Origin of the sequence: Nostoc sp. NMS4 (assembly GCF_017115095.1) — a bacterium.
GTDB lineage: Bacteria > Cyanobacteriota > Cyanobacteriia > Cyanobacteriales > Nostocaceae > Nostoc.
Genome location: NZ_JABXKI010000365.1, coordinates 1 through 16,645, shown reverse-complemented (window position 1 = coordinate 16,645; position 16,645 = coordinate 1). Strand labels below are relative to the sequence as shown.

The following is a 16,645-nucleotide window of genomic DNA, read 5'->3' as shown; positions in this document are numbered from 1 at the left end:
ACAGCCGATGCAATATGGGGAATATTTAGCTGTTGTATCGCTTGATGAATTTCTTCGGCAACCTGAAAAGCCCCATCACTATAAGTATTGGGCAAGATAACCACGAACTCTTCTCCGCCATAACGAGCGGCTAAATCTGTAGAACGTTTGACAGTTTGTTTAAAAGCTTGGGCAACTAGGCGTAAACAATCATCTCCGGCGGCATGACCGTAAGTATCGTTATATTGTTTGAAATAATCAATATCACATATAAGTAGTGATAGAGAACCTTGTTCTCGTAAAAGATATCGCCATGTACAATCAAGCGCACTATCGAAATGGCGGCGATTGGCGATTTGAGTTAATTGATCCACCATCGCTATATTTTCAAGTTGCTGGTTGGCAAGCTGCAATTTTTGATAAAGTTCTGATTGCTGAATAGCGATCGCTATTTGTGTTGCCAATTGCTGAAGCAGTTTACTCTCCCAATATTGCCACTGACGCGGGGCGCTGCAATGATGAGCAATCAAAAGACCCCAAAGGCGATCGCCTTGTAAAATTGGTACAACTACTTTGGCTCTGACTTGTAATTTTTCTAATAACTCTACATGACAAGGGCTAAATCCGGCGGTGTAGATGTCTCTAGTTGTTGCGACCGTACCTTGTTGATAAGATAATCCTTGGGTCTGGACAAAGTAGGGGTCTGTAATTTGCATATTTAGAATCGGTTGCCAACCTTCTGCCACTGATTCTGCGATCGCTACACCACTCCAATCTGGGTTAAAGCGGTAGATGACGACGCGATCGGTTTGCAGAAAATGTCTGACTTCGGCAACCGTTGTATTTAAAATTTCATCCAAGTCTAAAGATTGGCGGATATGTTGAGCGATCGCAAAAACCATCCGTTCCCGTTCTGTTTGTTGTTGCAGTGCAATTTCTGCCTGTTTGCGGACTGTGATATCTGTAAATGATGCGACTACTGCATAAGGTTTTGATTCATTTGGTTTAAATAGTGGTTGAGAATTAATAGAAATCCACGATAGACGATTATTAGGTTTGTGAACTCCCATGATCTCATTAAATCGGGGTTGTCCGGTGCGTAAGGTGACAATCGCAGGATGGCTTTCGCCAAGAAAAGAAGTACCATCTTCGTGAACGGTTTGCCATCGCGGATCGATGGCAGCTCGTCCCATCATTTGGTCAACTGTTAGTCCCAAAATTTTTTCGGCACTCTCGTTACAGGCAATAATACTTCCATCGGCTTGGTGTAACACAATACCTTCTGCCATTGCTTTAATTACAGAACGATAGCGTTCCTCACTTTCTCGCAAGGCTTCTTCGATATGTTTGCGTTCAGTAATATCCTTTTCATTGACTAGAATCATGGCATCACCAGTTACGGGATCGCGGCTGCATCGGATATCCATCCCATGCCATCGAATCCCCTGTTTTGTAAACACCTGGGTTTCAGTAGTGAATGTTTTACCTAAAATAATCGCCTCGATCGCTTGTTCTCCAACATCAGAGTCTACAAAATGGCTCAAAAAAACATTTTCACTTAACGAGCTAGGATGCATAATATCCCCATAACAGGTAAAGGTTGCGGGGTTTTGCATTAACGGTATACCATCCAGCGTGTAAAGCGAGATCATCAAGGTGGTATAGTGTAGTGCCTCAAGCGATCGCAGTGTTTCTCGACCGATTTGATTTGTAACTTCTGTTGTCCCTTCAACCAATACCGCCATCTCTCCGTTTTTAATTTGAATTCCCGAACAGAGACAGCGAACAGAAACAGGTTTTCCTTCTGGGTAAAATGTCCAGTTTTCAGCGATGGTTTCCCCTTGCTGAAAGATTTGCAGATAGTTGTGCAACCGAATGCGAGTGGACTCGGAAACATCACTGAAGTTGCGATTAAGCAATTCTTCTCGACTTTGAGCATTCCAAAGATAAAGCGCTGCCGAGTTCGCCCACCACATCTGAAATTTTTCAATATCGTAAATCCAAATTGGAGTTTGTAATCGTTCAAATGCCATCAAGTCTGCAACTGATATATTCTTCGGTAATGCTGTTTCTGTTATGATGCATTCTTCAGAATTCCTATGCAGAGTTTTTTTGATCGATTTTAACTTCAACTTTGGCTCAAGTAACTGCTTTTTTAAGCTTTGAAACTGTTGTACTTGTCCAAGTGCAATGCCTAATTCTGTTGCTAAAAGTTGAAGATACTCAATTTCTAAAGAACTCCACTTACGCGCACTACTACACTGGTGAACAATCAGTAAACCCCAGAGATGAGGTTCGGAACTTGAAACTCTATCAATTTTTTGCTGATTGACTAAAATTGGTACTACTAAATTAGCTCGAATCTGTAAGCTCGTTAATAGGTTTTTGTAACAAGGGTCAAGTGGTTTAGTATTAATATCTTCAATAACACCAATCCGCCCCTGCTGATATTGCTCTACCCATTTAGCATCAAAGCAAGGGTCATAAATCAATTGTCCCAAAATTGGTTTCCATGCAAGCCCTACAGACTCTTCGGCTATTACTCCATCTCCATCAGGTAAAAAACGATAGATAATAGCGCGATCGCTATTTAAAGTTTTTCTAGCTTCGTTGACAATAATCTGAAGAATTTCACTCAATTCAGATAACTGGTGAATTTTTACAGCCAGCATCCTAATTTTATAAAGGATTTGCTTTAAGTCAATTTCAGGAACCGATAGACGATTGGACAGCATGATACTAACAGAGCGATAAAGCTATGTGAATGTATTTAAATTATTTGTCAGAAAATGCATTCAACCTGTTACTTTAATTGCAAAATATCTAAAATTTAGCGTAATTAAAAATTGCTATTTGGTATACTATAATCCCAATTTAACAGTTTAGCAATTTGGGCAGGAAGTTTGACTGGATCGAAGGGTTTGAGAATTACACCTGCAATTTGATATTTTCGGAGAATTTGTGAATCTAGCCACCGGACTCTAGCACTTAGCAACACAATCGGAATAGCTTGAGTCTTTGGATGATTTCTCAGTTTATCGATGAACTTAAAACTATCTATTCCACCAATTGAGATATCTAAGACAATTGCATCAAGACTATTGCCTACTACACTCGGCAATCCTGCTAATGGAGAATCAACAGTTAGTACATTCCAACCAGCTAAATCTTTCAAGCAAAGTTCCACAATCTCTCGCACATTGACTTCATCATCAATGAGCAATATTGTTTTGTTTTTTATATTTACTACCTCCAAAATGTCCATCTTCATCATATATTCCAAAATTATTATCTAAAAATGATGTATTAATCCACTAAACCAGAACGCAGTGCTAATACGGTAGCCTGGGCGCGTTTACGAACATTGAGCTTGGAGAAAATATGCCGAACGTGTGTCTTAACAGTTCCCACCGCGATATGTAATTCTTGAGCAATAGCAAGATTGCTCTTTCCGTGAGTAATCATTTCTAAAATATAAAATTCTTTTTCAGTCAAAGGATTTTCGGCAATTTGCTTCCATTGTAGAGAAGAAATAGTACGAATCATCACGTTTTGTGAATCCAAATCCAGAAATTCCAGCCAATTGTCTTGAATTTTATTGAAAGCGCCACTTTCGAGTGGAAATAAATTAACGGTTATAGCTTCTTCAGACCGTTTTACCTGACAAGTCTTCATATACTTTCCCTATGGTATTTAAAGATTTTTCTCTATAAGCAAGAAAGATAAATTACAAAAATAAAGAACTGATAAAGAACAAGATTTCGTTACAAATCTTAAATTTAGCTAACTGCTTCCTGTACCTGAACCTTCTCCCAAAGGGAGAGGCAACGCCTAGACAACTCAGAGTATGGGGTTCTACCTAGTAATAGACACTCTTGTGTCGCCTCTGTGGGTAGGTACAACTCTGACAGTACACTCGTATTGAATATTTTTGTTACCTCTTCAAATATTCTTAAGCAACCTATTCAAAATTAGCCTGACGAATCCGAAACTTATTTTTCATAGCAATCACTCTGTCTAAAACCTCTTCTTGAGAAACAAGATAATAAGCATAAAACAAGGCTGCTTGTATATCTTCTAGTTCTAATTCCGGGTAATCTTCAAGAATTTCTTGATTAGTAGAACCCTTGGCTAGTAATTCTAAAATCATTGCCACTGGTATTCTTAATCCCCGAATAATTGGTTTACCAGCTAAAATATTTTTGTCAAACTTAATCCGTTCTAGTAATTTTTCATCGTTCATCTTTACTACCTACTTCTGATAATTTGCCAACTTCGGTTAAACACTTATACATTGATATAGCAATCCTATTTGATTTGTGAAAATGCGCGTCTCGAAGAAGTCGGGGATCTAATTTTTCACAAATGATTTAGGATTGCTATAGATTTTATTATAAGTAATCACCCGAACCTGATATTACTGATTCCACCCCAGTATTTCAGCAACTTCCTCGCAAATTGAGGTGGGTTCAAAGGGTTTGCTAATCAGCCCAGCAACTCCCATTTGAGCGAAACGGGTGCGATCGCTCCCTTGGACTTTGGCTGTTAATAGAATGATTGGTATGGCTTTGGTTGCTGAATTTGCCTGAAGTTCTGCATATACTGCAAAACCATCCATGTCAGGCATAGACACATCCAGCAAAATAGCATCAATATTAGATTCCGTCTGGGCGATTTTTAATCCTTCCTGCCCAGATGCAGCCGTCAGCGTGTTCCATCCACCCAAATCTTCTAAACAAGCTTGGACTAATTCGCGGATAGGTTCTTGATCGTCTATGATTAATAATTTTTTTGTCATTTGTCATTTGTCATTTGTCATTGGGCAGAAGTTCTTTAATTTTGAATTTTGAATTGATTGCCCCCTGCCTCCCCTAACTCCCCGGCATTGGCAGAGTAAAGAAAAACGTACTGCCGATACCAACAGTACTCTGTACCCAGATTTGGCCGCCATGCCGATCAATAATACTACGACAGATTGCTAATCCTAAGCCTGTGCCGCCTTTGGTGCGAGAATCAGAGGCATCTACTTGCTGAAATCTCCCAAAAATAGCTTCTAACTTGTCTGCTGGAATACCTCGTCCTTGATCTGTGATCTGGAACAGTACGCGATCTGTTTGCTGTTGGACATTTAGGGTAATCGTAGAATTGTCGGGCGAGAATTTCAGCGCATTGCCTAATAGATTGGTGAGTGTTTGAATAATGGCATCGGCAGCCGCCCAAACTTGAACGTCGGTAGGGTGGATATTAAATGTAATATCTTGCTGTTTGGCGATCGCTTGCAATCCTGCTACTGCTTGTTCAATTAAATCAGCCGCTTCGCAGGTAGTTTTTTCTAGAACAGCTCGACCCGATTCTAAGCGTTCTAAATCGAGAATATCATTGACAAGACGCACTAAGCGATCGCTTTCAATGGCTGCAATCTCAATCATCCGCTTAGACTTTTCTGGTTTTTGAGCGTAGATACCAGTATTCAATAAGCCCATAGCTGCCCGAATTGAGGTTAAGGGAGTGCGGAGTTCGTGACTGACGATGCCGATAAATTCACTCTTCATCAACTCAATCTTTTCTTGTTCGGTGATGTCTTCGGCAATTCCGGCAATCCGCACCATTTCCCCCACTTCATTTTTGATCGGAAAAGCGCGATCGCGAATCCAACGAATTGAACCGTCGGGGCGGATGATGCGATATTTTTTATCGTATTGCGATGTTTTTACCTGTTCAACGAGTTCAAGTTCGACGCGAGGGCGATCTTCTGGGTGAATTGCATCTAACCATTCTGAATAGTTTTCATACAAGTTATCGCAACTCCTTTGCCAGATTGTTTCGTAGGCTTTGCTCACATAAAGAACTTGTTGACTTTGAATATCAGTCATCCAAAATACTGCTTGGATGTTTTCAGCCAACTGACGAAACTTTTCTTCGCTTTGGCGTAAAGCGTCTTCGATGTGTTTACGTTCGCGTAGCGCCGCTTGCTCTTCGGTGATATCTTGCTGAACCGCTACCAAAACGTCGCCGTATTTGGGATGCCGAAATACAGAAGTCGTCGCCCTACACCAAAATTCAGTACCATCTTTTTTGATATTATGGACTTCGTAGGTGGATTCACCCTTTTGTAAGACGGCAGATCGAATAGCTTGAGTTACATCTTCAGCACTTACCGATTCACTTTCATAGTTCACAATCGAAACGTGGCGATCGTTAAGTTCGCCAGAGTCATAGCCAAACATCTGCTCAAATTTTGGATTGGCATAGACAATGACTCCATTATCGGCTCTGACTAAGCAAATACCTTCCGCCATGTTTCGGGTGATCACAGCCTGAAGCTCTAGCATTTGTTCTGCCTGTTTGAGTTGAGTCAAATCGCGCAGACTAACGATCGCGCCGGAAATGGTTTCGCCTAATTCACGGTAAGGTGTATAAGTAACGCTCATAAATTGCGGTACTAGATTAGGGTGTTCAAACCACTGCTCATATTGAATTGTTTCTCCAGCTAAACATCGATTTAATCGATCCTGGATGATATTATCAAATAATTTTTCACCGAGAACATCCCGCTTGGATTTTCCCACAACTTCGGTATCAGGTTTGTTGCACCAGTCCAGGTAAGCTTGATTAACGACTTGATAAATGTAGTTACGATTTAACAGGGCAATACCATCCTTGGTACTGGATACAATGCGCTCATATTGGCGCATAGCTGCTTCTGCTTGTTTACGCTGGGTAATATCATTGTTGATTTCTAGAATCTTAATCGGTGTACCAGCATTGTCTTTTTGTAAAACCCAACGGCTGGCGACAGTAATAGGTTGAGCATTCCGGCTGAAATGGGTAAGTTCCCCTTCCCAGTAACCCTTTTCTAACAGTTCTGCTTCAATCTCTGCTATGGGTTGAGGAAATTGAGATTTTAGGAGAATATATGAGATTTGCCCCAAAGCCTCAGCTTTCGTCCAACCGTACATATACTCGGCTCCCTGATTCCAGAAAGAGATCGCTCCGTTTAAGTCGCGGGTGATGATAGTATCGTGTGCTAAATCTAGTAGTTGCGCCTGTTCTAAAAGAACCAGTTGGGTTTGTTGCTGCTTTCTCACCGTTTCGATCAGGCGATCGTTCGTCTTTCTCTGTTGTGCAGTGCGCTCTACTACCCGTTGCTCAAGTTCGGCATTTAGTTGTTGCAACGCTATTTCTGCTTGTTTGCGTTGGGTAATATCGGTACAAGTACCAATCCACTCGTTAATTTTTCTCTCAGCATCCAGAATCGGCACACCTCGAACGGCAAAATCGTGGTAATTGCCATCTTTCATCAGGAGTCGATATTCTGTTTCGTATAAAGTCCGATTTGTGTAAGATTCTTGCCAGCTTTGGAAAGTGCGATCGCGATCTTCTGGGTGAACAACATTGAACCAACCCCATTCCAAACATTCTGCTGCGGATTGTCCAGTTAGTTCTTCCCAACCTTCTGGGGTTGTGATTCTATCCCCTTTAGGATCAGTGCGCCAGACAATCTGTGACGAAGCATGAACTAATGAACGATATCGGCGTTCGCTCTGCGACAAAGCAACTTCCATTTGCTTACGCTCCGCTAGTTCAGTTTGAACCTGTTCAAACAAAGCTGCTTGCTGGATAGCAATGCTCACCTGCGCTCCTAACTGCCGCAGCAACTCAATTTCTGAGGATTGCCATTCCCGAGGAGCCGCGCAGTGATGAGCCGCCAGTAATCCCCATAATTCATCTCCTAATGAAACGGGAACGACGAGATTTGCTCTTACCTGGAGACTTGCCAAAAATTCAATGTGACAGGGGCTAATTCCGGCAGTATAAATATCAGTTTTCGCAGTAACTAAGCCTTTTTTAAAGGGTTCAACGTTCTCTTCCCCAATGCAAGGGTCGTAAATCTGGAGTGGTAAAATAGCCATCCATTCAGGTGCAACAGACTCGACAGCGACTGTTCCACCCCAGCTTGGAGAAAACTTGAAGATAGTGACGCGATCGCACCCCAAAAACTGCCGGACTTCATCAACAGTATTTTGGAGAATCTCTTGTAAATTTAGCGATCGCCGGATGCGCTGGGTCATCTCCATTACTAAGCGCTGTTGCTCAAATTGCTGCTCCAGCTTTTTTTGTGCTTGTTTGCGCTCGTCAATTGCGATAACAGTTCCCGTCATCCGCACAGGCTGGCCGGCTTGGTTATAAAATACCTGTCCCCGTCCTTCTACCCAGTGGATGCTACCATCTGCCCAAATAATGCGATACTCATGATAGTAAATACTGTGAGTTTGCAGTGCCTTTTCTAGTGCTTGGTTAAGAGAAGGGCGATCGTCAGGATGCAGATAGGCATCAAAGGTTTCATACCTACCATCAAAACTGCCAACAGTCAAGCCAAATAACTGCTCGTGTTCTGGCGACCATTTAATTTCTCCTGTGGCAATATTCCAGTCCCACATTCCCATTTGCGCTGCACCAAGAGCCATCCGCAGTTGCTCGGCATTTTCCTGAGCCAGTTGTTGGTTGAGTTGCTTAATCTTCTGTTTGCTGTGCTGAAGATTACTAGTGATTAAGTTAATTGTCAAAGCAACTAACAAAAAAATAGCTAGCCGCAATACTTCTTGTGGTTGCTCGATCCAAAATTGATGTGGCGGAAATATAAAGAAATAATTGATTGCCAGTGTCGAAAGGACAACTGTGACAATCCCTGGCCGAAAGCCACCATACGACGTACTTATAATAATAGCGATATAAAAAAATGCACCAATAGTTCGAGATATAAGCGGTTCTAGCCAGAGTGACAGCAGCAGTGCGATCGCACTTGAGCCAACAGCAACACCATAGGCTAATAATCGCGGATAAAGTCTCATAATTCTTTCCAAACCCTAACGTTAAGACTAATCCTAGCCCTAGTAGTTTGCCAAACAAACTCTGCAAAGTTCCTGAAAAGGGCAGTTATTGCGGCAAGTAGCGGGGGAAATCCCCAAACATGAATATATGAGTTAAGGCAAGAGACGCGATGAATCGCCGTCTGTACAAAACGACTGATTCTTGTAGAGACGGCGATTTATCGCGTCTTGTTATTGCGGCGAGTCGGGGGGTGAAATCCCCATACATGAATATATCAGTTAAGGCAAGAGACGCGATGAATCGCCGTCTGTACAAAACGACCGAGATTGTAGAGACGGCGATTTATCGCGTCTTGTTCATTCAGAACACAACCCCATTGGTTCAGAACACAAGCCCATTCGTTCAGAACACAAGCCCATTCGTCCAGAACACAAGCCCATTCGTCCAGAACACAAGCCCATTCATTCAGAACACAAGCCCATTCGTCCAGAACACAAGCCCATTTTCAACAATTTGTTGTCTAGCGACGTATAATTACTTATTCCACTATTTCCGACTTTGGTTCTCTCAGTATCAACTCAGGCATCAAATCAGGCGAAAATAGTTGTTCCTCATTTTTGGGTGTCTCACTTTGCTCATCAGCAGCAGGTAGCCATTTAATAAATGGTAGCGGTAACAACGTGCTGAGGTTAGTAATTACCACCAAGAGCCAAAGTGAATCAAAATTCGTTGCGGTGATTCCCAGCCAATAGGTAATTAATGCCCCAAATGCATGAGAAACCGTTCCGGCTGAATTATAGATTGACATTAACAAAGCAAATAATGTCGCTTCCACACCAGAAGGACAAAGCCTTGCTGCTAGCACCATCACTTGCATAAAGGCAATTTTTCCCATCACAGTGAGAATCAGGCTATCACCCAAACTAAACCAGTGGTCATCTATACCCAATAACCTGTTGGTGTGAGTCACTAACAACAGCATCGTCATCCCCAACATTGAGGAAAGCACAGTACTCCAAGCAAAAATCACCCGAAAAGGGATGCTTTTGAGGAAACGTTGAAAAATCCAAACACCTGCTAAAGAAGCGAAACTTGTTACCAAATGCACTCGCCCCAAAAATTCTGGTTCAAAGTGGAGTTCATTGGTAGAGAAGTAGAAAAAGGCTGAGTCAGAATTTGGAGTAGCTTGCCAGATGAAGATAAATGCCGTTGGTAGCCAAATTGTTTTTTGGCTAATGGCTTGGCGTAGCTGCCCCAGTTGATGTTTGATTGGCAAAGAATTGCTTTGATTGCCATCTTCAGCATCTTTGCTAACGGGGGACTCAGTAATTAACCAAGCCACCCCTGAAACGATCAGAGGAAAGAAGGCAGTAATCCCAAAGACTGTACGTGTAGTAAAATATTGCAGCAACAGACCGCTAAAGTAGGCTGTTATTAAACCTCCGATCGCAGAAGCACCCCAGCACAGAGATTGTAGTGAACCGGCTTTTGCTTGAGATTCGCCTCTGGCACGTTCTACAACCAGCGAATCAACAATGACATCACTCATGGCCACCGAGAGAGAACCAAGAGCGATCGCTAAGGCTGCTGCCCAGCTAGTATGAACTATTGTGGCCAGACTCATCCAAGAGGCAGTTCCCAATATCCCCGATAAAATCAAGTAAGGACGGCGACGATAGCCAAATATAGGTAAGCCATCGGAGATAAAACCAAACACCGGCTTAATCATCCAAGGTAGGAAGACAATTCCCAATAGCGCTGATACCTGCACTGGACTCAGCATTAGTTCATCTTTGAGAAAAAAGCTAACGGCTAGACGCGATAGCCCTAAAATTCCTTGGACAAAGTAAACGGTGAGAATTGCAATTAACTCTGCATTCGGTTCATTACCCAAGAAGATTTTTTGTGTTAATGAGTCTTTGACCTTGGACAAGCCAGATGATTGATCCACCATTCGATAAATATTTTGAAATTTTATTTACTTTTCTATCATATCGATTCTTAGAAGGTGGGTTTTTTATCAAACAGAATTCAGGAGTCAGGTGGTCAATCGCTCGAATTGTGAAATAATTAAGGTGTGTGCGTTTCGCCAATGGCAACCTCAAATAGTTCGCGTGCAGAGATGTCAGCACTACAAGTATAGTCACATAGGTTAACTTTTAAGTAAAATCTATTTTTGTTCCAAACCCCCAAATATAGTCTAGTAGTCTGTCAATAAATAATTGACGGATAAATTTCCTGTAGAGACGGCGATTTATCGCGTCTTTCTAACCGTCAAAATGAATTTGACAGACCACTAGTTTCAGTTCCACCGTCCTCAGTATGATTATCCGATATCTACGGAGGTATGTTTGGCAAAGATAGTTACCCCCAAGTAGCTTTTAATAACTTGCCAATGCTCCAGTGCGATCGCTTTTAACTACTGTAATTTATCGTCAGAAACTCGCAGCATAACCCCAAGGCTGAAAAACTCTTATACCTTGCTTGTCTACTAGGGTAACGACACGCTACAGGAGCAGATAAAGCAACTGCCTAGCTGCTGTCTAGCTGCTGCACTCTGTTTATTAGTGGCTCTCAAGACATAAAGAATATATAAAGATAATTACTGAGATTATACTCATCGGCAAAGAATGTGAAGAGTATGCAAAGATATGTTCTTAAGTGTGGACATCTAAGTAAATATTCAGATATGGTTATCAAAGTGTTATTTAGATGTTCCCTATTTTTAAGCTACACACCCACGGGCAATAGCCCACAACAACTGCATAAAAATTCTTTCCCTCTTGGAAGTGAATTATTATCTATATTTACGACAGTAGGGCTTACGTTTTGATAAAAAATATGAAGTGTGGGTTTTAGGCATTCAAGCTTGATTTTTTGACACTTTGTCAGTGATGGCTGGGTTGATCTGCGGATCAAGGATGATAACAAAGCGTGAAACCATGTGTTTTCCTAAACACACGCTCATAAACCTGTACAGCGCTTAAGACTTAGATAGTCCTAACTAGCGATTATTAACGCGCAGACAAATAACGGGTGAAAAAGGGAATAGATAAAGAATTTAACTTTACCTCCTGCTTTTTCAAGTCAGTTAGATAAGTCCTACTTAAAAGCTTATCAATAGGGTAAATCTTCGGGAAAATTGTTAGCCCTCAAGGGTGACATAAAAGTGTGTCGAAAGTGTTAACTAACTCTCGACTATTTCTGTGTCTCCTCAAACAACATTAACAACAAGTTAATAGCTAAAGTTACTCACAAATATCAATTCAGGAAAATAAAAATTATGGTTAATATCATTGGAACCAACGGTAAAGATACTCTACTGGGTAGTCACGACGCAGATACAATTAACGCTAAAGCAGGTGATGATATCATCTATGGCAACAATGGCAACGACAGTCTAAGCGGTGATGCCGGAAATGATACCCTCATTGGTGGTGCAGGTAATGATACTCTCCTTGGTGGTATAGGTAACGACTCCCTGCGTGGTGGCACAGATAACGACTCCCTGCGTGGTGGTACTGGTAATAACCTACTACGGGGTGATGAGGGAAATGATACCCTTGATGCTTCCTATTCTTCTGGAAATAACATCCTCAGTGGAGATGCAGGGGATGACTACCTTGATATTAGCTACTCTACTGGCAACAATCGGGTTTTAGGCAAAGACGGCGATGATTCCTTTTACGCAGATGAAGTCCGGGGTAGAAACACTCTAAATGGAGGCGCTGGGAATGATTACTTCTATTTTTCTGCCTCAAGTACTGCCCCATCTTCCTTAACGACTCAAAGCGTAAATGGAGAAACCGGTCAAGATTACTTATCTGTATATTACACCAGTGCTACCACGGCCATCACTTCGAGTTTCGATGCTGCTACTAACACTGGCTCGATTCGGGCTGGCACAAATCAGATTAACTACAGTAATATCGAACAATTAGAAATTAGAGGTACAACCTACGCTGATTTTATTGTTGGCAGCAATGGCAACGATTTACTCTTCGGAGGCAGTAGTGGCAATGATTTAAGTTATGGTAATGACACGATTTTTGGCGGTGAAGGTAACGATTACTTAAATGTTAATTATTCCACCAGCGATAACATCCTCAACGGTGGTGTTGGTAACGATCAATTAAGTGCTACTTCTTCAACAGGCAATAACATGCTCAATGGAGAAGATGGCAATGATAATATCTCTGCGTCGAAGACGAGTGGCAATAACACCCTCAACGGTGGTGCTGGTGACGATCAATTAGATGCTAACTATTCAACAGGCAATAACATCCTCAATGGCGGAGAGGGCAATGATTCTCTTAGCGCCTCTAGCGACTACGACTCTTCCGCCTCTTTTACCTCCGGCAATAACACTCTCAATGGTGGTGCTGGCGACGATCAATTAAGTGTTAACTATTCAACAGGCAATAACATCCTCGATGGGGGGGATGGCAATGATTCTTTCTTTGCCTCTGGCTACTACGACGACAAAAAAGCCCAGGGCAGGTTTGGTAATAACATTTTCAATGGAGGGAATGGTGATGATTCCTTCTCTTTCGTCTTATATACTTCCCCACCTTCCTTAGCGACTCAAACAGTAGATGGGGGAACAGGTGACGATTTGTTGAGCGTTTCGTATATCTATCCGAGTGGGGGAATCACAACAACATTCAATGCTGCTACGAACACTGGCTCGATTAAGACGGGCACGGATCTGATTAACTATAAGAATATCGAAAGATTACATATCTCAGGAACACTCTACAATGACTTGATTGTAGGCGGCAATGGCAACGATACCATCTCGCTCTACGGTAGTAATAGTGGCAATGATACGATCGATGGCGGAAAAGGTGATGATTTATTGGAAACCTATTATGCCGATAATTCTAACGGCGGTAAAGGAATCACTTCGACATTCAATGCTGCTACTAACACTGGCTCGATTACATCAGGCACGAATCAGGTTAGCTACAAGAATATCGAACGATTAAATATTTCCGGTACAGCTTACAATGACTTGATTGTAGGGGGCAATGGCAACGATACACTTACCGGGGGCGATCGCGGCAAAGATACTATAGATGGAGGTAAAGGTAATGACTTGTTGACCTTCTATAACTATTCTATCGGCCAGGGAATCACTTCGACATTCAATGCTGCTACTAACACTGGTTCAATTACAGCAGGGCCGAATCAGGTTAGCTATAAGAATATCGAACAATTAAATATCTCAGGTACAGACTACAATGATTTGATTGTGGGGAGCAATGGCAACGATACGCTCTCAGGGGGACGTGGAAGTAACACGATTATCGGCGGTGCAGGTAAAGATTACTTGAGTGCTGACTATTCAAATGGTAATAATTTGCTCTGTGGTGGTAATGGTAATGATTCTCTGAACGTCTCTGGCTCCTACGACGACTACCGAGGCGATTTTTACCTCGATGCGATCTCTGGTAAGAACACCCTCAATGGTGGCGCTGGTGACGATAACTTAGTTATTAACTATTCATCAGGCAATAACCTCCTAAATGGCGGCGATGGCAATGATATCCTTGCAGCTGCTGGTTCAGCCTCCTTATATTCTTCATACGGAGCTTATACTGTCACTGGCAATAACACCCTCAATGGTGGTGCTAATGACGATCGCTTGATTGTTGACTATTCATCAGGCAATAATCTACTGGATGGAGGCGATGGTAATGATACTCTTACAGCCTCTGGTGCTTCTGGTAAAAACATCTTCAAAGGTGGCAAAGGCAATGATAGCCTCTATGGAGGATCTGGTACTGATACCTTTGTTTTCAATAGTTTCAATGAAGGTGTTGATAGCATTTATAACTTCAACGCAACTAAGGAAGTGATTCAGGTATCGGCTGCTGGTTTTGCTGGCGGGTTATCATCAGGTTTACTCTCAGCTAGCTCTTTTACCCTTGGAACATCTGCAACAACCAGTAATCAGCGATTTATCTATAACAACACTACAGGTGAACTATATTTTGACCAAGATGGTAGTGCGGGTGGATTTAGTCAGGTAAAATTTGCCCAACTATCTGGTGGAGTGTCACTAACCCAAAGCAACTTCCTTGTTGTTTAATCTTCAACTCACAGAAAAATAGAAATCTTTAGAATGGGAGGTGCTATATTAAGCGCCTCCCATTCGATTTATCAATGAAAACGCGGTAGAATAATTACTCCAATCGTTGCAAATAGTGAGGTGATGTGCTGCAATATTGGGTTGCTCATCTCTTTTAAGAGCGATCGCTTGTAAATTAATGAATACACTGAAAGCGTTGAAATATCCAACGTAATGTGGGGCGGTCAGTAAGATTGAAAACTCCTAACTTTTTATTATTTGACCTTGACGCGGAAGCGCACAAAACCGTAAAAACCTTTGACTAAATTGGGTAAATCTGGACTGCGCGTAATATTTACTACCACAGCTCCATTTGTGTTAGTACCACAGTTTAATGGGGCTGACTCGTTAGCAGAATAAAAACGTCCGCGATCGCCATCCTCTACATTAGTCAGGTAAACAGTCGGACTGCTAGCACCCAAAGCGAGAGCAATACCTAAATCTCCGGTTGGTAAACCACCATCACCAGGAGTTTTACCATTAAACGCAGTGGGAATAAAAGTAGTACTGCTAGGAACTAAGTCGCATAATTTCACCTTAGTAGCATCATTCGGCCCCTTGGAAAGAAAGTAGATAGTATATTCCAACTCATCGCCTGGTTTAACGGTGCCACCATTAATCAATCCCCGCAAGTAACTAGCAGGCCATTGGGAATCGTTATCATCCAAAGCCGAGGATTCTGGTACATAGTTGACATCAGTAATTGCAACGTCGCTGCGACCATCTACAATGTCCGTATTAATTATTACTTTACCAACATTGGGTGAAACTACATCAATGATGTTTAATGGAGTTGGTTGACTTTGACCTGGATAATAAGTCCAAAAATCCAGTCCTTTAGTATCTCCAAAAGAACCGTTACATGATGTCCCAGCGTTACCATTGTTACCAGATTGACCATATTTTCGGTCATTGCTGGCAGTGTCAAAACCGTTAATTGGATCGCTGAAAGCTGGATTTGGATTTAGACTATGTCTGTTTTTAATTACCCAAATTTAACGAACATATATCATTTTGATGTAAATTTACTGTGGCAATAACTCTGGAATTATGAAATCAAGAGCGCGATTTTGTTGATTTTTTGGATGATTTTAAACATAAATATTTTGTATCATAAAAATGCTGAACCCTGGTGATAAATAGAACCCATAAATGTCATAAATTCATACTTGAGGCAACAAAATGAAAGTTGTAAAAAGCAATTGTGCCTGAAGTTAATTTTGTTTTAAGCATGGTATAATGCTTTAAAAAGTACAATATCTAAAAACCTACCCACGAAAAAAAGGGCGATGGAGGTTTCAGGTTTTTAATGCATAAGTACTGGGGGTCACTTACACTCTTGAGTGTAAATACATACATTAAAATCAGCGTGGCAAGGCTAAAATATTGCAAAAAAATTGTAGGTTTGGTGGAGGCTTTGCGTAACCCAACATTCTGATATATATTGGGTTGCGCTCCGCTTCACCCAACCTACGTCTGTCTAATGCACTATGTAATAGATGTATGTAAAGAAGATTTGATGTAAAATCGGTTCTGTAAGAATCAATAAAAATAAGCTATGCTTAATGCGATTATTTAAGAGTTTATTGATAATAGACTACTCTTATTGACAAGATGCGTTCGCCCTGGATAACGAATATTTAACAAAAGTCTTAGAATGTATCTGAATAAAAATCAGAAAATTCATCTCAAAATAAATAA

Annotated in this window: 9 protein-coding genes; 1 reads left to right on the top strand and 8 read right to left on the bottom strand. The window is 41.5% G+C overall.

The genetic code is table 11. The features are described 5' to 3' along the window. From HWQ37_RS31210 to HWQ37_RS31180, 7 genes are all read right to left on the bottom strand, one after another. The coding region (locus HWQ37_RS31210; RefSeq protein WP_292754583.1) for a GAF domain-containing protein at positions 1 to 2,714 on the bottom strand (2,714 nt) is incomplete at its 3' end. Between the two features lie 104 nt (positions 2,715 to 2,818). Beyond that, complete coding sequence (locus tag HWQ37_RS31205) at positions 2,819 to 3,253, bottom strand: response regulator (protein WP_292754581.1); 435 nt, start codon at positions 3,251 to 3,253, stop codon at positions 2,819 to 2,821. A 32-nt stretch (positions 3,254 to 3,285) separates the two neighbouring features. Continuing rightward, complete coding sequence (locus HWQ37_RS31200) at positions 3,286 to 3,654, bottom strand: response regulator transcription factor (protein WP_292754580.1); 369 nt, start codon at positions 3,652 to 3,654, stop codon at positions 3,286 to 3,288. A 286-nt stretch (positions 3,655 to 3,940) separates the two neighbouring features. After that, entirely contained in the window at positions 3,941 to 4,222 is a 282-nt protein-coding gene (locus tag HWQ37_RS31195) for a DUF433 domain-containing protein (protein WP_292754578.1), read from the bottom strand. A 174-nt stretch (positions 4,223 to 4,396) separates the two neighbouring features. Further along, complete coding sequence (locus HWQ37_RS31190) at positions 4,397 to 4,777, bottom strand: response regulator (protein WP_292754576.1); 381 nt, start codon at positions 4,775 to 4,777, stop codon at positions 4,397 to 4,399. A 73-nt stretch (positions 4,778 to 4,850) separates the two neighbouring features. Further along, the gene (locus HWQ37_RS31185; RefSeq protein WP_292754574.1) at positions 4,851 to 8,831 is read right to left on the bottom strand and encodes a PAS domain S-box protein; all 3,981 of its coding nucleotides are present in this window, start codon (positions 8,829 to 8,831) and stop codon (positions 4,851 to 4,853) included. A gap of 518 nt (positions 8,832 to 9,349) precedes the next feature. After that, the gene (locus tag HWQ37_RS31180; protein ID WP_292754571.1) at positions 9,350 to 10,765 is read right to left on the bottom strand and encodes a folate/biopterin family MFS transporter; all 1,416 of its coding nucleotides are present in this window, start codon (positions 10,763 to 10,765) and stop codon (positions 9,350 to 9,352) included. Positions 10,766 to 12,094: 1,329 nt separating this feature from the next. Here HWQ37_RS31180 and HWQ37_RS31175 point away from each other — a divergent pair. Beyond that, a complete protein-coding gene (locus HWQ37_RS31175) occupies positions 12,095 to 14,905 on the top strand; it encodes a beta strand repeat-containing protein (protein WP_292754568.1) in 2,811 nt (936 codons plus the stop codon). Positions 14,906 to 15,159: 254 nt separating this feature from the next. Here HWQ37_RS31175 and HWQ37_RS31170 read toward each other — a convergent pair whose 3' ends face one another. Beyond that, entirely contained in the window at positions 15,160 to 15,612 is a 453-nt protein-coding gene (locus tag HWQ37_RS31170; protein WP_292754565.1) for a DUF11 domain-containing protein, read from the bottom strand. Positions 15,613 to 16,645: the final 1,033 nt, after the last annotated feature.